This window comes from Buchnera aphidicola (Phyllaphis fagi) (genome assembly GCF_964058955.1).
Lineage (GTDB): Bacteria > Pseudomonadota > Gammaproteobacteria > Enterobacterales > Enterobacteriaceae > Buchnera_L > Buchnera_L aphidicola_AI.
Map to the genome: position 1 here is coordinate 68,479 of NZ_OZ060370.1, position 23,600 is coordinate 92,078.

At 22.7% G+C, this 23,600-nt stretch carries 22 protein-coding genes and 1 tRNA gene; 20 read left to right on the forward strand and 3 right to left on the reverse strand.

The genetic code is table 11. From position 1 onward, the window contains the following. Positions 1-13: 13 nt before the first annotated feature. The 11 genes from smrB to metG all read left to right on the forward strand — a co-directional run bounded on the left by smrB (position 14) and on the right by metG (position 11,199). A complete protein-coding gene (smrB, locus tag AB4W56_RS00330; protein ID WP_367675861.1) occupies positions 14-568 on the forward strand; it encodes an endonuclease SmrB in 555 nt (184 codons plus the stop codon). 228 nt (positions 569-796) lie between these two features. Continuing rightward, positions 797-1,696, forward strand: coding sequence for an ATP phosphoribosyltransferase (gene hisG, locus AB4W56_RS00335; RefSeq protein WP_367675862.1), 900 nt, complete (start codon positions 797-799; stop codon positions 1,694-1,696). 3 nt (positions 1,697-1,699) lie between these two features. Further along, on the forward strand, positions 1,700-3,013 hold the full coding sequence (hisD, locus tag AB4W56_RS00340; RefSeq protein WP_367675863.1) for a histidinol dehydrogenase: 1,314 nt from the start codon (positions 1,700-1,702) through the stop codon (positions 3,011-3,013). After that, positions 3,003-4,067, forward strand: coding sequence for a histidinol-phosphate transaminase (gene hisC / locus AB4W56_RS00345; RefSeq protein ID WP_367675864.1), 1,065 nt, complete (start codon positions 3,003-3,005; stop codon positions 4,065-4,067). The genes hisD and hisC overlap by 11 nt, the downstream gene beginning before the upstream one ends. A gap of 33 nt (positions 4,068-4,100) precedes the next feature. Further along, the gene (hisB, locus tag AB4W56_RS00350) at positions 4,101-5,168 is read left to right on the forward strand and encodes a bifunctional histidinol-phosphatase/imidazoleglycerol-phosphate dehydratase HisB (protein ID WP_367675865.1); all 1,068 of its coding nucleotides are present in this window, start codon (positions 4,101-4,103) and stop codon (positions 5,166-5,168) included. 1 nt (position 5,169) lies between these two features. Beyond that, on the forward strand, positions 5,170-5,760 hold the full coding sequence (hisH, locus tag AB4W56_RS00355; RefSeq protein WP_367675866.1) for an imidazole glycerol phosphate synthase subunit HisH: 591 nt from the start codon (positions 5,170-5,172) through the stop codon (positions 5,758-5,760). Positions 5,761-5,764: 4 nt separating this feature from the next. Then, entirely contained in the window at positions 5,765-6,514 is a 750-nt protein-coding gene (locus AB4W56_RS00360) for a 1-(5-phosphoribosyl)-5-[(5-phosphoribosylamino)methylideneamino] imidazole-4-carboxamide isomerase (protein ID WP_367675867.1), read from the forward strand. Then, a complete protein-coding gene (gene hisF / locus AB4W56_RS00365; RefSeq protein WP_367675868.1) occupies positions 6,484-7,260 on the forward strand; it encodes an imidazole glycerol phosphate synthase subunit HisF in 777 nt (258 codons plus the stop codon). The genes AB4W56_RS00360 and hisF overlap by 31 nt, the downstream gene beginning before the upstream one ends. Then, positions 7,254-7,883, forward strand: coding sequence for a bifunctional phosphoribosyl-AMP cyclohydrolase/phosphoribosyl-ATP diphosphatase HisIE (gene hisIE / locus AB4W56_RS00370; RefSeq protein ID WP_367675869.1), 630 nt, complete (start codon positions 7,254-7,256; stop codon positions 7,881-7,883). Before hisF ends, hisIE begins: the two co-directional genes overlap by 7 nt. Before the next feature lie 158 nt (positions 7,884-8,041). Further along, entirely contained in the window at positions 8,042-9,448 is a 1,407-nt protein-coding gene (gene gndA, locus AB4W56_RS00375) for an NADP-dependent phosphogluconate dehydrogenase (protein ID WP_367675870.1), read from the forward strand. Between the two features lie 131 nt (positions 9,449-9,579). Further along, a complete protein-coding gene (gene metG, locus AB4W56_RS00380; RefSeq protein WP_367675871.1) occupies positions 9,580-11,199 on the forward strand; it encodes a methionine--tRNA ligase in 1,620 nt (539 codons plus the stop codon). Between the two features lies 1 nt (position 11,200). Here the strand turns inward: metG and tilS are convergent, their stop codons facing one another. After that, complete coding sequence (tilS, locus tag AB4W56_RS00385) at positions 11,201-12,511, reverse strand: tRNA lysidine(34) synthetase TilS (RefSeq protein ID WP_367675872.1); 1,311 nt, start codon at positions 12,509-12,511, stop codon at positions 11,201-11,203. A gap of 62 nt (positions 12,512-12,573) precedes the next feature. Next, positions 12,574-12,647 (reverse strand) — tRNA-Val (locus AB4W56_RS00390). 186 nt (positions 12,648-12,833) lie between these two features. On the opposite strand from AB4W56_RS00390, the gene AB4W56_RS00395 reads away from it, so the two are divergent. Both AB4W56_RS00395 and tyrS read left to right on the forward strand, forming a co-directional pair. Then, the gene (locus tag AB4W56_RS00395; RefSeq protein WP_367675873.1) at positions 12,834-13,433 is read left to right on the forward strand and encodes a riboflavin synthase subunit alpha; all 600 of its coding nucleotides are present in this window, start codon (positions 12,834-12,836) and stop codon (positions 13,431-13,433) included. Positions 13,434-13,657: 224 nt separating this feature from the next. Further along, on the forward strand, positions 13,658-14,929 hold the full coding sequence (gene tyrS / locus AB4W56_RS00400) for a tyrosine--tRNA ligase (RefSeq protein ID WP_367675874.1): 1,272 nt from the start codon (positions 13,658-13,660) through the stop codon (positions 14,927-14,929). A gap of 11 nt (positions 14,930-14,940) precedes the next feature. Here tyrS and AB4W56_RS00405 read toward each other — a convergent pair whose 3' ends face one another. Beyond that, a complete protein-coding gene (locus tag AB4W56_RS00405; RefSeq protein ID WP_367675875.1) occupies positions 14,941-15,312 on the reverse strand; it encodes an iron-sulfur cluster assembly accessory protein in 372 nt (123 codons plus the stop codon). Positions 15,313-15,723: 411 nt separating this feature from the next. Here AB4W56_RS00405 and AB4W56_RS00410 point away from each other — a divergent pair, with 411 nt between their 5' ends. The 7 genes from AB4W56_RS00410 (at position 15,724) to pheT (ending at position 23,572) form a co-directional block, all read left to right on the forward strand. Then, positions 15,724-16,770: a 3-deoxy-7-phosphoheptulonate synthase gene (locus AB4W56_RS00410; RefSeq protein WP_367675876.1), complete on the forward strand. Its 1,047-nt coding sequence runs from the start codon at positions 15,724-15,726 to the stop codon at positions 16,768-16,770. Positions 16,771-16,943: 173 nt separating this feature from the next. Then, a complete protein-coding gene (gene thrS / locus AB4W56_RS00415; protein WP_367675877.1) occupies positions 16,944-18,875 on the forward strand; it encodes a threonine--tRNA ligase in 1,932 nt (643 codons plus the stop codon). A 3-nt stretch (positions 18,876-18,878) separates the two neighbouring features. After that, a complete protein-coding gene (gene infC, locus AB4W56_RS00420) occupies positions 18,879-19,418 on the forward strand; it encodes a translation initiation factor IF-3 (RefSeq protein ID WP_367675970.1) in 540 nt (179 codons plus the stop codon). Positions 19,419-19,460: 42 nt separating this feature from the next. Continuing rightward, positions 19,461-19,661, forward strand: a complete 201-nt coding sequence (gene rpmI / locus AB4W56_RS00425; protein ID WP_367675878.1) for a 50S ribosomal protein L35 — start codon at positions 19,461-19,463, stop codon at positions 19,659-19,661. A 45-nt stretch (positions 19,662-19,706) separates the two neighbouring features. After that, positions 19,707-20,072 carry a 50S ribosomal protein L20 gene (gene rplT, locus AB4W56_RS00430; RefSeq protein ID WP_367675879.1) on the forward strand — a complete coding sequence of 122 codons (366 nt, stop codon included), beginning with the start codon at positions 19,707-19,709 and terminating at the stop codon, positions 20,070-20,072. A gap of 96 nt (positions 20,073-20,168) precedes the next feature. Next, positions 20,169-21,182 carry a phenylalanine--tRNA ligase subunit alpha gene (gene pheS / locus AB4W56_RS00435; RefSeq protein WP_367675880.1) on the forward strand — a complete coding sequence of 338 codons (1,014 nt, stop codon included), beginning with the start codon at positions 20,169-20,171 and terminating at the stop codon, positions 21,180-21,182. Further along, positions 21,182-23,572, forward strand: coding sequence for a phenylalanine--tRNA ligase subunit beta (gene pheT, locus AB4W56_RS00440; protein ID WP_367675881.1), 2,391 nt, complete (start codon positions 21,182-21,184; stop codon positions 23,570-23,572). Before pheS ends, pheT begins: the two co-directional genes overlap by 1 nt. Positions 23,573-23,600 lie beyond the last annotated feature (28 nt).

Here is a 23,600-nt window from a genome sequence, read left to right on the forward strand (position 1 = left end):
GTGTGAATAATTTATGAAAAAAAATAGAATTTTTTGTTCCAAAGATAATTTATCTTTTTATGAATGTTTTCAAAAAATACGTAAAATGAAACAAGATACTATCTTTCATAATAAATCTTATGAATTAAACAGAAAAAAATATTATATAAAAAAAATAATGCATCAACAAGATATGAATATTTACTTTTTTAATTATAATACTTCTTATAATTCTATTCAAAGTAATCCAGTTTCTTATATAAAGAGTCAATTATTTTATCCTGAGTTGCAGAAATTAAAAAATAGGAAATATATTTCTGATATCTATTTGGATTTACATGGTTTAAATCAGAATCATGCTCAAAGAGAATTAAGTAAATTAATATTTATATGTCATAAAAAACAATTATCGTGTTGTTCTATAATACATGGTCATGGTAAAAATATTTTAAAATATCAAATTCCGATTTGGTTATCTAAACATCCTGATGTTATAGCTTTTTACCAAGTTCCAAAATTATTTGGATATAATACTACTTTATCTGTGTTGATGAAATATGTATTACAGAAAAATAAATATATGTTTTAAGTTGTATTGATTTGATATTGCAATAATTTTATATGATTGAATATATTTAAATTTACATACATTTTAATTGATAGAATTGATAAAAATTATATTTTTTAGGTGTATGTAAAATGTATTTTATTAAATTTATATACAGTTTACTACATATAATGGCATAAATTATTTATTTTATATATATGTTAATTATAGTTATTATAAATATCTTAGTAATAATATTTAGGTTATGTAATGTTAAATAAAAATAGATTACGTATTGCTATGCAAAAAACAGGTCGATTAAGTCAAGATTCTTTACAATTATTAATACAATGTGGTATTAAAATTAATTTAAAAAAACAACAATTAATTTCTTTTGCTGAAAATATGCCAATTGATATTATGAGAGTTAGAGATGATGATATTCCGGGTTTAGTAATGGATAAAGTAGTAGATTTAGGTATTGTAGGTGAAAATGTTTTACAGGAAGAAAAATTAAAACGTAAATCACGATCGGAAAAATTTTTTTATACTATACTTAAACATTTAGATTTTGGTATTTGCCGTTTATCTCTTTCTATACCTTGTAATCAAAAGTATATTGGAATACAAAGTTTTAAAAATTCTTGTATTGCAACTTCTTATCCCTTTTTACTAAAAAAGTATTTTGATGATCAAGGTATAAAATTTAATTTTTTTATATTAAATGGTTCTGTAGAAGTTGCACCTGTTGCTGGTTTATCTGATGCTATATGTGATTTAATTTCTACTGGTGCCACTTTAGAGGAAAATGGATTACAGGAAGTAGAAGTGATTTATTCTTCTCGTGCTTGTTTAATATCAAGATTTGGAAATATTTCAAACAATAAAATAATACTTATTAATAAACTGATCACTCGTATTGATGGTGTAATAAAAGCACGAGAATCTAAATATATTATGTTACATGCTCCATCGTCTAAATTAAATGAAGTAATATCTTTATTACATGGAGCAGAGCATCCTACAATATCCAAATTAGCAGGAGAAACTAATAAAGTAGCAATGCATATGGTTAGTAGTGAAACATTATTTTGGGAAACTATGGAAAGATTAAAAGCTTTAGGAGCTAGTTCGATTTTAGTATTACCTATCGAAAAAATGATGGAGTAAAATATGTTATTTACAAATAAAATAACTTACTGGAATAATCTGAATTCTATTCAGAAACAAAATATATTATTGAGACCAAAAATATTAAAACAAAATCATGTTAAAAAAACAGTTAAAAAAATTATATCAAATGTTATGAATTTAGGAGATAAAGCATTATATAAGTATACTAAAAAATTTGATAATGTAACATTAAATAATTTTAAAGTTTCTCAGGATAAAATTGATAAATCTGAATGTTTAGTGAATCAAGATTTTAAAAAATCAATCTTGTCATCTTTTAAAAATATTTATAAATTTCATTTACATCAAAATATGAAAATAATTGATATAGATATTCAACCTGGTATACGTTGTCAACAAATGATTATTCCTATTGAATCGGTTGGTTTATATATTCCTGGCGGATTGTCTCCTTTGTTTTCTAGTGTATTGATGCTAGCAATACCAGCTTCTATTGCAGGTTGCAAAAATATTATATTGTGTTCTCCTCCTCCAATTGTTAATGAGATTTTATATGTTGCGAAAATATGTGGAATTAAAAATATATTTGAAATTGGTGGTGCTCAAGCTATTGCTGCTCTTGCTGTTGGAACAGAAACAATTACAAAAGTCAATAAAGTATTTGGTCCAGGAAATGCGTATGTTACAGAAGCAAAATTACAATTAAATCAATTGCTATCAGATTTTTCTATTGATATGATTGCAGGTCCATCTGAATTATTGATTATTGCAGATTGTTTTGCTAATTCTTCGTTTATTGCTGCTGATTTATTATCTCAAGCTGAACATGGACCTGATTCTCAAGTTATTTTATTAACTCCTGATGAAAAAATAGCACAAAAAGTATTATTAGAAATTAATAAACAAATATTTTATTTATCTAGAAAAGATATTATTTTAAGTGCATTAAAGAATAGTAGATTGATTGTTACAAGTAATTTGTTAGAATGTATAGAAATATCTAATCATTATGCTCCAGAACATTTAATTATTCAAACAAAAAAACCGAGATGTATATTAAAAAATATTGTTAATGCTGGATCAATATTTTTAGGTCATTGGTCACCTGAATCAGTTGGAGATTATATTTCTGGACCTAATCATGTTTTACCAACTTATGGTAGTGCTGTTTCTGCTTCAGGGTTAAGTGTAATAGATTTTCAAAAACGTATTAGTGTGCAAGAATTGACATCTTATGGTTTAAAAAATGTTTCTAAAGCAGTACAGTGTTTATCTTTATTTGAAAAAATGGATGCTCATAGTAATGCTGTAACAATACGTGTTAATTCTCTTGGAAAGAATTATGAAAAGTAGTATTAAAAAATTATCTCGTAAAAATATTTTATTATTTCAAGAATATCGATCTGCAAGAAAAATTGGTGGTACAGGAGATGTTTGGTTAAATGCAAATGAATATCCTCAAGGTATGATATTTAATCTTAGTAATTTAAAATTTAATCGTTATCCCGAATGTCAACCAAAAAATATAATTTTAAAATATTCTGAATATTCTAAAATTTCTACGAAAAATATTTTAGTGAGTAGAGGGTCTGATGAAGCTATTGAGTTATTAATAAAGGTATTTTGTTCTCCTAAACAAGATTCCATTATTACTTTTTCACCTACTTATTCAATGTATTCTAAGATTTCAGAAATATATAATATTCATAATAAAATAATTCCACTATTTTTTAATAAAACTCTGAATATATCTGATATTCAAGCTAATTTAAATAATGTAAAATTAATATATATTTGTCGTCCTAATAATCCTACAGGTCATGTAATAAATAAAATAGATATTATTAATTTATTAAAAATAACTTATAGGAAATGTTTAGTAATTATAGATGAAGCATATATTGAATTTTGTTATGAACATAGTTTATCTGATTTAATAGTAAAATTTTCTCATCTAGTTATTTTAAGAACATTATCAAAATCTTTCGGATTAGCTGGTATTAGGTGTGGTTTTACTTTAGCTCATCATGATATTATTAGTTTATTAAAAAAAGTAATTACTCCATATCCTTTATCATTACCTGTAATAGATATAGCATATCAAGCGTTACAGAATCAATACATTCAAATTATGAGAAATAATGTATTAGAATTAAATAAAAATAAATCTTGGTTGTTGAATCATTTAAATAAAATAAATTTGGTAAATAAAGTGTTTATGAGTGAAGCAAATTTTATATTAGTAAAATTTTTTTCTGTTCATAATGTATTTCAAAAATTGTGGAATCAAGGAATTATTGTAAGAAACCAAGATCATGAATATGGATTACAAGGATGTATTAGAATATCTATTGGCACTAAAAAAGAATGTTTACATTTAATTCAAGGGTTAAAAAATATAGTTTAATATTCATTGTAAGTTAATTTTCAAGGAATATCTGTGCAAGAAAAAATATTATTTATTGATCGTGATGGCACATTAATTCAAGAACCATCGGATAATTTTCAAGTTGATCAAATGGATAAATTAGTATTTGAACCTTGTGTTATTACTGTACTTAAAAAATTAATTCAATTAAATTTTAAATTAGTTATGGTTAGTAATCAAGATGGTTTATATACTTCTAGTTTTCCATATAGTTCATTTATTACACCTCATAAATTTATGTTAGATATATTTTTTTCACAGGGTATTGTTTTTGATTATATTTTAATTTGTCCACATTTATATACTGATTGTTGTGATTGTCGAAAACCTAATACAGGGTTATTAACATCATGGATAGTGCATAATACATTGGATAAAAAGAATAGTTATGTTATTGGAGATAGAATAACAGATATACAATTAGCAAAAAAAATAGGTATTCAAGGAATATTATATAAGAGAAATAAATTGAATTGGGATGATATTTATAATATTTTATATAATGGAAATAGATATATAAAAGTTTTTCGAAATACTCAAGAAACAAAAATTATAATTGAATTGTGGTTAGATAAATCAGGACATAATAAAATTAATACTGGAATTAATTTTTTTAATCATATGTTAGAACAAATTGCTATTCATGCTAATATTAAAATGAATATACATGTTGATGGAGATATTAATGTTGATGATCATCATATTATTGAAGATACTGGGATTGTTCTAGGGAATGCTATTCTAAAATCTTTAGGTAATAAATTAGGAATTCATAGATTTGGATTTCATGTTCCAATGGATGAAAGTTCTGGATATTGTCTTTTAGATTTATCTGGACGATCATATTTAAAATTTATAGGTAAATTTAATTATCAATTTGTAGGTGATTTTAGTACAAATATGGTAGAACATTTTTTTCAATCTTTATCATTTTCTATGAAAAGCACAATTCATTTAATTAGTACAGGTACAAATGATCATCATCAAATTGAAAGTTTATTTAAAGCTTTTGGTAGATCTTTAAAACAAGCTATTAATATTACAGGAGTTAGTTTACCGACATCAAAAGGGATGTTATAACATGAATATAGTGATATTAGACACTAATTGTTCTAATTTATTATCTGTAAAATTATCAATTGAAAAATTAGGATATTATCCTATAATAACAGATGATGCTAATACAATCTTAAGTGCTGATAAATTATTAATTCCAGGGGTAGGTAGTTCTGTATCAATTATGAAACAGTTGTATAAAAAAAAATTAATTACAATAATAAAAAATTTGACTTATCCAGTATTGGGAATATGTTTAGGTATGCAATTATTATCTTCATTTAGTGAAGAATCACAAGGTATTAAAATGATAGGTATTATAGATTCTTCTGTATTATTATTAAATGTTGGTAAATTACCATTACCTCATACTGGTTGGAATCAAATTGTATTTTCTAAAGAACATCCTTTATTTATAGGAATTAAATCAGGGGAATGGTTTTATTTTAATCATAGTTATGCTATTCCAGTAAATCAATATACTATATCAGAATCTTATTATGGTATTCATTTTAGTTCAGTAATTCAAAAAAATAATTTTTTCGGTGTACAATTTCATCCAGAAAAATCTGGTTTATTTGGTTCAAAATTATTATTAAATTTTTTAGAGATGTGAAGCTATGATTATTCCAGCTTTAGATATTATGAATTCTAAAATAGTTCGATTATATCAAGGAAATTATAATTTATTAAAATATTATAATTATAAATTATATAATATATTAAAGCAATATATATGTTCAGGGATCAATATTGTTCATATAGTTGATCTAAATGGTGCTCGAAATCCTAAAAATAAACAAAAAACAATATATTTTAAAATTATGGATATATTTAAACGTTACATACAAATAGGAGGTGGTATTCGTGATATTTATGATATAGAATATTTTTTTTTATTAGGTGTTAATAGGGTAGTAATTGGATCATCTATGATTAAGAAAATTAATGAAATTAAAAAATGGATTGATGTATATGGTAATGATTTTATTGTAGCAGCATTAGATATTCGTATTATGGAAAATAATAAAAAAATAATTTTTATTAATGGATGGGAAGAAAATACTTATATAGAATTAGAAAATATTTTAGAAAAATTATTGTCTGTAAACATCAAACATGTTTTATGTACAGATATTTCTCGAGATGGAACTTTATTTGGTCCAAATGTAGCATTATATAAAGAAATGGTGAATAAATTTCCTACTATTCATTTTCAAGCTTCAGGTGGAATCAGTACCCTTAGTGATATTAAAGATATAAAAAATACTGGAGTCAAACATGTTATTGTTGGACGGAGTTTGCTGGAAAATAAATTTACTATAGTAGAGGCAATGAAATGTTGGCAAAGAGAATTATCCCATGTTTAGATGTAAAAAATGGTCAGGTAGTTAAAGGAATACAATTTCGTGAACATAAAATTATGGGTGATATTATATCATTAGCTAAAAAATATGCTATAGATGGAGCGGATGAATTAGTATTTTATGATATTACTGCATCTGTATGTAATAAATTAGTTAACAAAATGTGGATACGTAAAATTGCTGAAGTAATTAATATTCCTTTTTGTGTAGCTGGAGGTATAAAAAATCTTAAAGATGTAAGTACAATTTTAGAATTTGGTGCGGATAAAATTTCAATAAATTCTCCTGCTATTAATGATCCTGATTTAATCACTCGTATTGCTGATCGTTTTGGAACACAATGTGTTGTAGTTGGTATAGATTCATGGTATGACAAAAAAAGTGATTGTTATCATGTGTATCAATATACAGGTGATTCTAATATGACAAAAAAAACTAATTTGAAAACTCTTTCTTGGGTAAAAGAAGTACAACAAAGAGGTGCTGGAGAAATTGTAATCAATATGATGAATCAAGATGGAATGTGTTATGGATATGATATTAAACAATTAAAAAAAATTAAACAAGTTTGCTCTGTACCATTAATAGCATCTGGAGGAGCAGGTACTATGTATGATTTTTATAATGTTTTTAAATTTTCAAATGTTGAAGGTTCTTTAGCAGCATCTGTATTTCATAATAATACATTTAATATTAGAAAATTAAAAAAATTTTTAATGAATATGGGGATAGAAATCAGATTATGTTAAATACTCATCAGTTATTGAGTATTAATTGGGAAAAAGTTAACGGACTAATGCCGTGTATAATACAACATTTTATTTCCGGTGAAGTTTTAATGCATGGTTATATGAATGATAAAGCTTTAGATGATACTCAAAGACATAAAATAGTTACATTTTATTCTAGAACTAGAGAAAAATTATGGATTAAAGGGGGAAAGTCAGGTCATTTTTTACATGTATTAAAAATGAATATAGATTGTGATTGTGATGTTTTATTAATATTAGCTAATTCTATTAATTTGACTTGCCATATCCAGAAAAGTAGTTGTTTTTTTGGTGAAAAGACACATTTTACATATTTGTTTTATTTAGATAAAATCATTAAAAATAAGAAATATTTAAAATATAATTCTTCATATACTACTAGTTTACATCAACAAGGTATTAATAGAATATCACAAAAAGTTGGTGAAGAAGTTGTTGAAGTAGTGATTTCTGTTTTAAATAAAAATAAAATAGATTTTATTAATGAATCTTCTGATCTTATATATCATTTATTAGTATTATTACATAATCAAAATTTAGATTTTAATGATTTAATTAATAATTTAAGAAATCGAAGAATACATAAAAATATAAATAAATAGTATTACTACATTATTACTACTTGTATAATAGTAAAATTTTTATTTAATTTATTTAAAATATTAATAAATATATTGTGGTAGTTTTTAAATAGTGTAATATTTTAAATTTTCATCTATAGTATTTATAATTATTGGTTTTACATATTGGAGTTTAATTAATGCAAAAGAATGATGTTGGAGTTATAGGTATGGCTGTCATGGGTCGTAATTTAGCGTTAAATATTGCAAATCATGGATATAATGTTTCTATATTTAATCGTACTCCTCAAAAAACAGAATATGTAATGAAGAATTTTTCAAATAAAACAATATTTCCATTTTTTTTAATTCATGATTTTATTATTTCTTTAAAAGGTCCTAAATGTATTTTACTTATGGTTCAATCAGGACAACCAACGGATGATATAATATCAATGATTGTGCCTTATTTAACGAAAGGTGATATCATTATTGATGGTGGTAATTCGTTTTATAAAGATACTATTCGTAGATATAATAATTTATTAAAATATAATATTAATTTTATTGGAGCTGGAATTTCAGGAGGAGAATATGGAGCATTAACAGGACCTTCTATTATGCCTGGAGGTAAAAAAAGTGCATATAATTTTGTTAAACCTATTTTACAAGCAATATCAGCAAAAGTAGATGATGAATCTTGTATTTCGTATATTGGTCCAGATGGTTCTGGTCATTATGTTAAAATGGTTCATAATGGTATTGAATATTCTGATATGCAATTAATTGCAGAATCTTATTCAATGTTAAAACATATTTTAAATTTAAGTAATAAAGATATTTCTGATGTATTTTCTCAATGGAATAAAGGTGAATTAAATAGTTATTTAATTCAAATTACTAAAGATATTTTTATTAAAAAAGATGATAATGGTGACGATTTAATAGATTGTATTTTAGATCAAGCGGATAGTAAAGGTACTGGTGAATGGACTTGTAAAGAAGCGTTAGAATTACATGAACCATTAACTTTAATTACTATGTCTGTTTTTGCTAGATATATATCTTCTTTAAAATCACAAAGAATATTAGCTTCTAATATATTATTAGGTCCAAAAAATAATTATATTTTACATAATCAGGCAGATTTTATAGAAAAAATTAGACAATCATTATATTTAGGAAAAATTATTTCGTATTCACAAGGATTTTTACAATTAAATAATGCTTCTAAAAAATATCATTGGAATTTAAAGTATAGTAATATTGCTAAAATTTTTCGTTCAGGTTGTATTATTCAAGCAAGTTTTTTAAAAAAAATTGTTGAGGTATATCAGTATGATAATACAATAATCAATTTATTGTTATCACCTTATTTTCAGGAAATTGCTAATAAATATCAGAATACTCTACGTCAAGTAGTATCTTGTGCTATAAAATATGGCATTTCTGTTCCTGTTTTTTCTGCTGCTATTTCATATTATGATAGTTATCGCACATCATGTTCTTCTGCTAATTTAATTCAAGCACAAAGAGATTATTTTGGTGCGCATACTTATAAAAGACATGATCAGGAAGGTGTATTTCATACTAATTGGGCATCTTAAAAATATATATTTTATTATATTTTAAAATATATAACGTATTTATATGATAATTTTATAAAAATATTTATAAAAAACAAATATGTAATGTATTATCAATGGAATATTTAAAATTACTTAAAAATTATTATTTTATGAAAAAAAAAATTTTAGTCACTTGTGCATTGCCATATGCTAATGGATCAATGCATATTGGACATATGTTAGAACATATTCAAGCAGATATATGGGTACGATATCAAAAAATGATAGGTAATGAAGTATGGTTTATTTGTGCTGATGATGCTCATGGTACAGCAATTATGATGAAATCAAGAGAAATGTCTATTTCTCCAGAGAAATTAATTTATTCTATTTTTAAAGAACATAAATTTGATTTAAAATCTTTTAATATTTTATATGATCATTATTCTTCAACTCATAATTACGAAAATAAATATTTTGTAAAAAAAATATATTACACTTTAAAAGTTAATCAATTAATTAAAGAAAAAATAATATTTCAATTATATGATACAAAAGAAAAAATATTTTTACCAGATAGATTTGTTACAGGATCATGTCCTATATGTTATTCTAGTGATCAATATGGAGATAATTGTGAAACATGTGGTGCTATTTATAAAGCAATAGAATTAATTAATCCAATATCTAATATTTCTTACACTCAACCTATTGTTTGTAGTTCATTACATTTATTTTTTGATTTAAATATGTTCAAAAAAAAATTAAACACGTGGATAAATTCTGGAGTTTTACAAAAACCAGTGTTTAATAAAACACAAGAATGGTTTAATATAGGTTTGAAAAAATGGAATATTTCTAGAGATACTCCGTATTTTGGTTTTAAAATTCCTGATATGCCAGAAAAATATTTTTATGTATGGTTGGATGCTCCAGTTTGTTATATTAGTACATTTAAAGAATTATGCAATAAAAATAAATATTTAAATTTTTATGAATTTTGGAATATAGATTCTCAAGTAAAATTATATCATTTTATTGGGAAAGATATTATTTATTTTCATACTCTTTTTTGGCCCGCGATTCTAGAAAGTATTAATTTTAGAAAACCGACTCGAATATTTGTTCATGGACATGTTACTTTAAATGGGAAAAAGTTATCTAAATCTCGAGGTTCTTTAATTTCTGTGAAGAAATGGATAAAATATTTAGATTCTGATAGTTTGCGATATTATTATGCATCTAAATTATCTTCAAAAATTGAAGATATTGAAATTAATTTAGAAGAATTTACAAATAGAATTAATTCGGATATTGTAAATAAAATAGTTAATTTAGCTTCTCGTAGTGCTAGTTTTTTAAATAATTATTTTAGTAATATATTATCATTTGAATTAGATAATAAAAAATTATATCATACTTTTATTCATGCTACTCAATTAATTAGTTATTTCTTTAGAAAAAGAGAATTTCATTTGGCTATTCGAAAAATTATAGAATTATCAAATATAGCTAATCAGTATATTAATGATCAAAAACCATGGACAATCTCAATTACAAAAAACTATATTAAACTACATAACATTTGTTCTATGGGTATAAATTTATTTCGTATTATTATGATTTGTATGAAACCTATTGTACCAGATTTAGCTAAAAGAACAGAATTATTTTTAATGACTAGATTATCTTGGAATAATATTAATAAGCCATTATTAAATCATAATATTAATTTATTTTATCCATTATATAAACGAATTGATTTAAATTTTATAAAAAAAAATTTTTAATTTAGTTATAATTTTTAAAATTATTAACCCATGATATATTCCAATAATTAGTATTATTATTTTTAGGATTATAAATTAATATAATTCCAATAATGTAAATTAATTTATTATTATAAAATAGACATGGTATACGATTTCGATTCCATGGAGGTACTTTAAAATGTTGCCATATGTTTTTTATGGATGTTTTATATTTTTTATTTATTAATATTTTTTTATCTGTTTGAAATCTAATACTTACTAAATCATTTATTTTAGGTTTTGGTATTTTTGTTCCATGTTGGTTTGTCATGATTACTCCCAGTTCCTGGGGAAGTTGTATTGGAATTTTATAATCATACCAAAATAATATTTTGTTTTTTATGGGATTATTAATAGGGATTTTAAAAATTTTATTTTTATATCGACATATTTCAAAATTTTTAAACACTACTTTATATTTTTGATATTTTTGATAATTAATAATTAAATGATTATAAATATTTTGAATTTGAAGATAAGTAGGTATTAATTTTGCATATTTTTGTATCCATCTTCGGATAATTAAAATTTGTGTTTCTTTGTGAATAATATGAAATTTTTTAATATTTAATATGTTATGACAAATTAAATATTTTGATAATGAATTATCTAAAAAATGGTTTAAAGATTTTTCTTGTATATGACAGATATGCATACTTCTATAACAATTGTTTATAAAGAATGGCCATTTTCCCTTTATTTTTTTTATAATTACATTTCTTATAAAATTTCGATCATATTGATTTTTTAAATTACTATCATCTTCAATCCAATGTAGATTATTTAATATTGCCCATGTATATAATTGACTTTTTTGATATTGTAATAATGGTCTAAAAATGATTTTATTTTTTTTTAAAATAGTAGAATATGACATACCGGATAAACCAGATAAACCACTGCCTCGTTTAAGAGATAAAAATAATGTTTCACATTGATCATCTAAATGATGTGCGGTTAATAATATTTCGTTTTTGTTCATATGTTTTTCGATGGTTTTATATCTTATTTTTCGAGCGATTGCTTGAATATTATTTTGATTAGGTATAATGATATTTTCGGTTATTAAGGGGATATTAATAGTATTACACATTTTTTTACAGTGGTTACTCCACTGTTTTGATTTAATATTTAGCTGATGATTGATATGAATAGCTCTTAAATTTAAAGATGGATATTTTTTTTGAAATTTAATGAGTTGAAATAATAATACGGTAGAATCTAATCCTCCACTATAAGATAGTAATAAAGATTGATTTTTATTAATTAATTTTATGAATTCTGTAATCAATGTAGTTATATCTCATTATTGTAATTAATATTATTAATATTATTTTTATTACATATAATTATTGCGTTCGAGTGGATTTGAACCACTGACTTTCACTATGTCATAGTGACACTCTAACCAACTGAGCTACGAACGCATATATTAAACAATTTTATCATCTAAGTATATTTATTATATATAATATAGAATATTATACGATTATATTTTTTTGTATACATATATATTAATTATATCAAATGATTATAAAATTTTTTATTATTTTTACTATCATATATTATATTATATAATATGTCTACTAATTTCAAAATCTATGGAAGTGATTATGTTTACTGGTATTATACAAGGAATAGCTGTTATATCGTCTATAAAAAAAAAATATAAATTTTGTACATATCAAATAAAATTTCCAAATGATTTAATATCAAATTTAAAAATTGGTGCTTCTGTATCAAACAACGGTTGTTGTTTAACTGTAACAAAAATTAAATATGAATATGTTTATTTTGATATTATGAAGGAAACATTAAGAATTACTAATTTGTCGTTATTACATGTTGGATCAAAAATTAATATTGAACGATCGTTAAAATTTGGTGATGAAATTGGTGGTCATTTATTAACTGGTCATATTATTAGTACAGCAATAATACATAATATTATTCATATAAAAGAAAATAAAAAAATTTTTTTTCAGGTCAATAATATATTTATTATGAAATATATTTTTTTAAAAGGATTTATTGCAATTGATGGAATCAGTTTAACAGTTAGTGGAATAAGTCAAAATATTTTTTATGTTTATTTTATTCCAGAAACTTTATGTAGTACTAATATTTCAAGTAGAGTTGTGGGAGATATAGTAAATATTGAAGTAGATTATTATACTCAAATAGTTGTTGATAAATTAGAAAAATTTCTATGAAAATATTTAGTATTAAATGTATATTTATATTAATGATAAATATTATTTTCAATATAGAATATTATGAAATTGACTCATATTGATTGTAAGTATATATATTTTATAATATTAGTTAGGATAAAATGTGTGTTTTATAATATGAAATATAATAAAAATTATGTTTTTATTTATTATTTTTAAGATTATATGAATAATTTAAAAATTATATAAGGTTTTAAAATTTTATGGTTAAGTTAAATCTTTTAGATGAATTACAAGTAAGAGGTTTTGTTTCAAAAATTAGTAATATTCATGATTTAGAAAAACAAATCAACCATAATATTATTACATTATATTGTGGATTTGATCCAACTTCTGATAGTTTACATGTAGGTCATCTTTTACCTTTATTATGCTTAAAGTGGTTTCAAAAATATAATCATAATATTGTTGTTTTAATAGGAGGTGCTACAGGATTAATTGGTGATCCAAGTTTTAAAGATAAAGAAAGATTAATTGAAATTTCTGACATGACAATAAAATGGAGTACAAAGATTAAAAGTCAAATATCTTGTTTATTTAAAAATTTAAATTTTATTTCTCCTATTATTGTAAATAATTATGATTGGTTTAAAAAAATAAATATTATTTCATTTTTACGCGATATTGGAAAATATTTTTCAATAAATAAAATGATGAACAGAAAGTCTGTAAAAAATAGAATTAATCGTATTGATCAAGGAATATCTTTCACAGAATTTTCTTATAATTTATTGCAATCATATGATTTTTTACAGTTATATAAAAAATACCATGTAACTTTACAAATTGGAGGTTCTGATCAATGGGGTAATATTTCTTCTGGTATTGATTTAGTACGCAGATTATGTCATATACAAGTATTTGGGCTTACTACTCCATTATTAACTCAATCAAATGGTATTAAATTTGGGAAAACAGAAAAAAATACAACCATTTGGTTAAATAGTACAAAAACTACACCTTATGCATTTTATCAATTTTGGTTAAATACTAGTGATGATAAAATTATTGATTTTTTAAAATTATTTACTTTTTTAAAGATTAAAGAGATTGATCAAATAAATAAACAAAGTAATATGAAAAATCAATTTTTTTATCCCAAATCTATTCTTGCAGATTATGTAACAAAAATGATACATGGTCAAGAAGAATTAAATTCAGCAAAAAGAATTACTAATATTTTATTTTCTGGAAATTTTCATAAATTAACAGAATATGATTTTTATCAATTAAAAAAAGATGGTATGATGTCATTAGTTTTGAATGGATATGAAGATTTACGTCAAGTTTTAGTAAATTCTAAATTATCTTCTTCTCGTACTCATGCATATCAATTAATTATTTCTCATGCTATTCGAATCAATAATAGAAAAGAAATAAATCCAAAATATTTATTTTGTTATTCAGATAAATTATTTGGAAAATTTACTTTAATTACCCGAGGGAAAAAAAATCACTTTTTATTATGTTGGTAATATTTTAGAAGTTATTCAGTATGAATTATATTAAAACTTTCACCACAACCACAAAATTCTTGGGTATTAGGATTATTAAATTGAAATTTCATATTAATTCCATCTCCTTTTAAGAAATCTATTGTTGTTCCATCAATTAAATACATATATTTTATAGGAATTTGTATCATAATTCCATCTTTTTGATAAATATAATATTTTTTATCAATATTTTCGTGTTTACAAGATATTAAAGATAAGTCATATCGGAATCCAGCACATCCAGATTTTTTAATGTTAATTTGAATAGATTGAGTGTTATTATTTTTTTTTATTAAATATTTAATTTGTTTTTTTGCATCATTTGTTACAGTAATTCCTTTCCATATTTTTTTTATATTCATAATATTTATGTAATGTTAGAGTTTAAATTTTTATATGATAAATTTTAAGATTTTATTTATATCTATAGTTAATAAAATTTTTAATATTTTAATATTATATTATTAATTTAATAAAATTTTAATTTTTATTTATATTTGGTTTTGCATTTTTATAAATTCACAATATTTATTGAATTTATTGTTTTATATATTTTCGTAATATTAATATAATATTTTATTATTGCGATGAAAGTATATAAGTTTTTATTTATATCATTATTTACACATGAATTAGATGATATATTTAAAAATAATTTATTATTTTTTATTATGCATACTTTAGTAATTTTAAATTTTTATTAGTTAATTTATCTTATCAAATTACTACTATATTATAATTATAAAGAAAATTAATTAATTTTAGAGAAAATAATGAAAAAAACAGATGAACTGCGTACGATACGTATTGATCCATTAATTACTCCTAATGATTTAGCAAAATGTCATTCTCTTACTTCAGAAATTATGGATAATATTATTATTGCTCGTAAAAATATTTCTAATATTATGACAGGAAAAGATAAACGTTTGTTAGTCATTATAGGACCATGTTCAGTACATGATCCAGAAGCAGCTGTAGAATATGCTCAGAAACTTAATATAGTACGTAAAAAATATTATTCTAAACTAGAAATTGTTATGCGTACATATTTTGAAAAACCTAGAACTGTAGTAGGTTGGAAAGGATTAATTTCTGATCCAGATATTAATAACAGTTTTCGAGTTAATCATGGATTATCAGTAGCTCGTAAATTATTATTAGATATTAATCGGTTAGGTATTCCTGCAGCTACAGAATTTTTAGATATTGTAGTTGGTCAATTTATTGCTGATCTAATTAGTTGGGGTGCAATTGGAGCTCGTACTACAGAAAGTCAGATTCATCGTGAAATGGCTTCTGCATTATCATGTCCAGTAGGATTTAAGAATGGAACTGATGGAAATATTAGTATTGCAATAGATGCAATTCGAGCAGCTCAGGTTCGTCATTTATTTTTAGCTCCAGATAAAGATGGAAAAATGACTATTAATCATACTAGTGGAAATCCATTTGGACATATTATTATGCGTGGAGGAAAATATCCTAATTATCATTCTAATGATATTCAATTAGCGGTATCAAATTTAAGAAAATTTAATTTACCAGAATATTTGATGATTGATTTTAGTCATGGTAATTGTTTTAAACAACATCAATTACAATGTAATGTTGCAGATGCAGTATGTAAACAAATTATGGATGGTTCAATGAATATTGCTGGTGTAATGATTGAAAGTTTTTTAGAAGAAGGATCACAAAAAGTAGTCAATAAAGATAAATTATTATATGGTCAATCTATTACAGATCCATGTTTAGGGTGGGATGATAGTGTTTTAATTTTATCTCAATTAGCAAAATCTATTGATAGTCGTTTTTAATATTTATACCAGTCGAGAATGACTGGTATTGTATATAATTACTATGTATTTTATATATTTATAAAAATTAGTTTATTAATATTTTATTATAATAAATAAATTTATGTTTATTTATTTTTTTTGTGTATAATATAATTCAATATTGCACAACATGTTTTATATAAGGATACGGAATGCTTGTTATTACGTTACTTAATGGGATGAACCGAGTATATACAGAAAATACTGTTTCATTACTAAAAGTAGCAGAAGATATTAAAAAGGGATTAGGAAAAATTTCCGTTGGTGCAATTGTTAATAAAAATTTTGTACATATTAATACTATTATTAATAAAAATTCGAATGTATGCATTTTAACAATGAAAGATAAACAATCTATTAGTTTTATTCAACGTTCTTGTATACAATTATTATCATATGCTTGCAAAAAAAAATGGCCATATGCTAAAATAGGTATAGGTAATATTTTTAAAGAAGGATTTTATTGTGATATTGATATAAATGATACGGTTAATAAAAAGGATATTTTAGATTTAGAAGTATTGATGAAGAAATTAATTAATAAAAAATATTTTATTACTTATTATAGTATGTTAAAAAAAGATTTAAAAGTTATTTTCAAAAAACAGGGTGAAATCTATAAATTAGAATATATTAAAAAATATTTTCATGATCATGATATGATTGATGTGTATTATCATGAAAAATATTTAGATATTAGTTTAGGGGCTCAATCATCTAATATAAAATTTTGTACAAATTTTAAATTACAAAATTGTTCTGGAGCTTATTGGGAAGGTAGTAAGTTTAATAATATGTTACAACGTATTTATGGAACAGTTTGGTTAAATAATAATCAGTTATTACAATATTTAAATAATTTAGAGGCGATAAAAAATAAAGATCATAGATTAATTAATAAAAAAATGAAATTATATCATATTCAAGAAGAAGCTTCAGGGATGATATTTTGGCATAATAATGGATTAATTATTTTTCAAGAATTAAAGAATTTTATTCGTTGTAAATTACGCGAAGCAAAATATGAAGAAGTTAAAACACCTATTATGATGCATAAATCTATGTGGGAAATTAGTGGTCATGTTGAAAACTTTAAAGATTCTATATTTTCTACTATGTCTGAATATCAAGAATATTTTATTAAACCCATGAATTGTCCTGCTCATATACAAATTTTTAATTGTGATTTAAAATCATATCGAGATCTTCCGGTACGTATGTCAGAATTTGGTATATGTCACCGTAATGAATCTTCAGGTTCTCTACATGGTTTAATGAGATTACGTAACTTTACTCAAGATGATGCTCATATATTTTGTACAGAAAATCAAGTACAAATTGAAATTATAAATTGTATTAAAATGATTTTTGATGTTTATAAAGTATTTAATTTTAAAAAAATACATATTAATCTTTCAACTAGACCAAAAAAAAGAATTGGTAATGATAAAATTTGGGATAAATCAGAACAAGATTTAAAGAATGCTTTATTGATAAGTAATCTTAATTTTCAAATACAAAACGGTGAAGGAGCATTTTATGGTCCTAAAATTGAATTTATTTTAGAAGATAGTTTAAGTAGATTATGGCAGTGTGGTACAATACAACTTGATTTTTATTTACCAAAAAGATTTTCTTCTTTTTATATAGATCATAATAATAATAGAAAAACTCCTGTTATGATACATAGAGCAATATTAGGATCTATAGAAAGATTTATTGGTATTTTATTAGAAGAATATTCAGGTTTTTTACCTACTTGGTTATCACCTGTACAAGTTGTAGTAATCAATGTAAATATGAATCATAATGAATATGTTATTAAAATTATGAAAAAACTTTTTAATTTAGGTATTCGTGTAAAATATGATATAAAAAATGAAAAAATTAATTTTAAAATTCGTAAATATACTATTGAACGAATTCCTTATATATTAATTTGTGGTGATCAAGAAATTAAATTAAATAAAATTAGTATTCGTAATAGATCAAATAAAACTATTAAATTAATAGATATAGATATTTTTATAAAAAAATTACAATTTGAAATTCAAAATTGTAACTTTTATCAAATGGAGGAATAAAGTATTAAAATTGGAAATCGTATTCAATTAATCAAACCTAATCGAATTAATGATGAAATAAAAGCACGACAAGTTAGATTAATTGGAATTAATAATGAATCAATTGGTATTATGAATTTAAAAAAAGCGTTACAATACGCTGAATATGAAAGAGTTGATTTAGTCGAAATTAGTCCTAATGCAACACCTCCAGTGTGTCGAATTATGAATTATGGTAAATTTTTATATGAAAAGAATAAAAATTTAAAAGAACAAAGAAAAAAACAAAAAATTGTTCAAATAAAAGAAATTAAATTCAGACCTAGTACGGAAGAAGGTGATTACCAAGTAAAATTACGTAATTTAATTAAATTTTTAGAACAAGGGAATAAAGTAAAAATTACATTACGATTTAGAGGACGAGAAATGGCTCATCAAGATCTTGGCATTCAAGTATTACAAAGAGTTCAAAAAGATTTAATGAAATTTTCTGTTTTAGAATCATTTCCTACAAGAGTAGAAGGTCGACAAATGATTATGGTATTAAATCCTAAAAAAAAATAGTTTTATTATTTTTTAATTACTTAAATTCAGGTATCATAAATTATGCCTAAAATGAAAACATTAAAAAGTGCTTCTAAAAGATTTAAAAGCATTTCATCTGGTCAATTTAAACGTAAACAATCTAATTTACGTCATATTTTAACAAAAAAAACATCTCATCGAAAAAGACATCTTCGTGTTAAAGTAATTGTTTCAAAAAAAGATCGAATGCATGTTCAATCTTTTTTTCCTTATTTTAATTAATATTTTAAATTAAAATAATTTATTATTTTGTAAATAGGAGATTCAATGGTTCGTGTAAAACGAGGTGTAACTGCTCATGCTCGTCATAAAAAAGTTTTAAAACAAGCAAAAGGATATTACGGTGCTAGATCTCGTGTGTATAGAGTTGCTTGTCAAGCAGTTATTAAAGCTGGTCAATATGCGTATCGTGATAGACGGCAAAAGAAAAGACAATTTCGAAGATTATGGATTGCTCGGATTAATGCAGCAACTCGACAAAATCGTATATCATATAGTAATTTTATATATGGATTAAAGAAATTAAACATTATTATAAATCGTAAATCTTTATCTAATCTTGCGTTTTGTGATCAAAATACATTTAATTTATTAGTCAAAAAATCTCAAGATATTTTACAGCAAACTTATTAATTTATTTTTATATTATAATATAGTCAAATTTTAGTATGAGCTTCCTTTATTTGGAAGCTTTTATATCATTAATATGTAATTTAATAATTAATTAAAATGAAAAAAAAAACTATTAATAAAAATAAATTTATTCAAATTTTTAAAAAAGCTATTGATATAATTGAAAATATAAATGATTTAGAAGCATTAAGAGTTCAATATCTAGGTAAAAAAGGACATATTCAATTAGAAATTAATAAATTAAAAGGTATATCTTCTGAAAATCGTAAAGATTTTGGGAAATTAATTAATGATATAAAAAAATATATTCAGAAAGAAATTAAAATTAAAAAATTATATTTAGAAGATTTAAAAATACAAAATAAAATATTTTTAGAACAAATTGATATTTCTCTTCCAGGAAGAAGAGAAGATATTGGATCTATGCATCCCATTACTCAAAATATTTATTATATAGAATCTTTTTTTTATAAATTAGGATTTGATATTATTCATGGAGGATTAGAAATAGAGGATGAATTTCATAATTTTGAAGCTTTAAATATACCAAAATATCATCCTGCTCGTAACTTTCAAGATACTTTTTGGTTTGATTCTGTAAGATTATTGAGAACTCAAACATCAAATATGCAAATTCATATTATCAAAAAAAAAAAATTACCTATTAAAATTATTGTTCCAGGAAAAGTATATCGTAAAGATTGTGATCAAACACATAGTCCAATTTTTCATCAAATAGAAGGTTTAGTAATTGATAAAAATATTAATTTTTCTCATTTAAAATGGATTATCAATCATTTTTTAAATGATTTTTTTAATAAAAATGTGAAAATAAGATTTCGATCATCTTATTTTCCTTTTACTACTTTATCTTCTGAAGTTGATATTATGCAAAATAATAATTCATGGTTAGAAATCTTAGGTTGTGGTATGGTTCATCCAAACGTGCTAGAAAGATTTAATATTGATTCTAATATATATTCTGGATTAGCATTTGGAATTGGAATTGAAAGAATTATTATGTTATATTATGGTGTACAAGATTTACGTTTATTTTTAAAAAACGATTTAAAATTTCTTAAACAATTTAAAAGAAGTAGGTATTATTAATGAGATTTAGTGAAAAATGGATATGTGATTGGATTAATCCTTTAATTAATGTTCAATATATTTATGAACAAATGACACAATCTGGCTTAGAGGTAGAGGAAATAAATCATAATGTATTAAATAACTTAAATAATGTTTTCATTGGAGAAATTATTTCATGTTGTTATCATCCTGATTTAAAAGATTTTCAAATATTAACAATCAATATTAATCAAAAAAAAACATTAAAAATTATTTGTAATAAAAAAAAATATAAAATTAATATGAAAGTTGTTATAGCAACATGTGGAGCTATACTGTCAAATGATACAGTAATTAAATTAGTCAAAATTGGTGATATGTATTCAGAAGGTCAAGTATGTTCATTCCACGATTTAAATATGTTTGGAAATAAAAAAGATATTATTGAATTACCAAATATTGCACCTGTAGGAATAAAGTTTTATAACTATGACTTTTACATTGATAATATATTTAAGATAAATATTCCACCTAACAGAATGGATGCTTTAGGAATTTTAGGAATTGCTCGTGAAATATCTGTTTTAAATAATTTTCCATTACCTAAAATTAATAATATTCATATTCCTAAAAATATAAAAAATACATGTAAAATAAAAATTGAAATAAATGATATTCCAATTAGTTATAGAACTATGTTAATTAAAAATCTTAATTTAAAAATTACAACACCATTGTGGATGAAAGAACGATTAAGAAGATGTCATATTCATTCTGTTAATATTGTTATTGATATTTTTAATTATGTATTTATAGAATTAGGACAATCTTTTTATATATTTAGTGTATCAAATGAAATAAATAATATATTTTTAAAATTTTTTGATGTTACCAATCATAAAAATTATTATCATAAAAATATTGTTTTAAATAATAAAATTATAGTCATTTCTGATATGAATAAAGTTTTATCTGTAGTTGGAAATATTGATTTTGATATTTTTCCTGTTAATTTAAATCATACTACATTACTTATTGGATCGGTATTTCTTGATCCAGAATTGTTAGAAAATTCGCTATATCATTTAAAAAAAAATAATCAAAATTTTATTTTAAATAATTATAATGTTGATCCAGGGTTACAAACACAAGCAATAAGATACATATCTAGTTTATTTTTAAAAATTTGTGGTGGTAACTCTGGTCCTATGATAAAATATATTTCTAAAAAATATTATAATTATATAAAAATTATACGTTTATATCATAAAAATATAAAAAAAATATTAGGATATAATATTAATTATAATATAGTATATAATATTTTAAATAATTTAGGATATGACATAATTTATAGTAATAATAATTTTTATGATATTTCTCCTCCTACATGGAGATTAGATATAAAAATTGAAGTGGATATAATTTCAGAAATCGTAAGAATTTATAAATATGATGATATTTTTCCTATGCCTTTAAATAATAATTTTCCTATTGTGCGACATCACGTTATAGAAAATACTTTAAAAAGAGCGAAATATACATTAATTGATAAGGGTTATAATGAGATTATTAGTTATAGTTTTGTAGATTTTAAAAGTCAAAATTTACTTTATCCTAATAAAAAATATTTATCTTTAATAAATCCTATTTCTCAAGATTTATCATGTATGCGTCTTTCTTTATGGGTTGGTTTAATTAAAATATTTTTATATCATCAAAATCGACAATATAGTGAAATTAAATTATTTGAAAGTGGTTTATGTTTTACGCCAAATTATCAGAAATCATTAGGAGTACAACAAGATTTATTATTATCTGGTATTATAGGTAGTATGAATCATAAAAAACATTGGGATATTCCTATTAGAAAATTAGATTTTTATGATATTAAAGGAGATGTAGAATGTGTATTAGAATCCATTGGATACTTAAATAATATTGATTTTCGCTATAGACCGGTGTATGGATTACACCCTCATCAAAGTGCAGTAATTTATCATAAAAATATAATTATTGGTAGTATTGGTGCTTTACATCCAATATTATTAAAAAAATTTAATTTTAATTGTAATGTATTTTTATTTGAATTATTTTGGAAAAAAATATCTTTTAATCATTTAATAAATATGAATGAGATTTCAGAATTTCCTATTAGCACAAGAGATATTTCAATTTTGGTAGATAATCGTATTTTTGTTGGAGATATTATTCAAGTATGCAAAAAACAGTTTTTGAATGATATAATAGATGTTAAAATATTTGATATATATAAAGGGGAGTTTACTCAACAAGGTAAAAAAAGTGTATCTTTATCTTTAGTCTTTCAAAATTTTTATAAAACATACGAAGAAAAAGAAATTAATTACATGACAAATATGTGTATTGATATTTTGAAAAAACAATTTTTTGCTATATTACGTAATTAGTCATTTAATATATAAAAATTTATGGTAT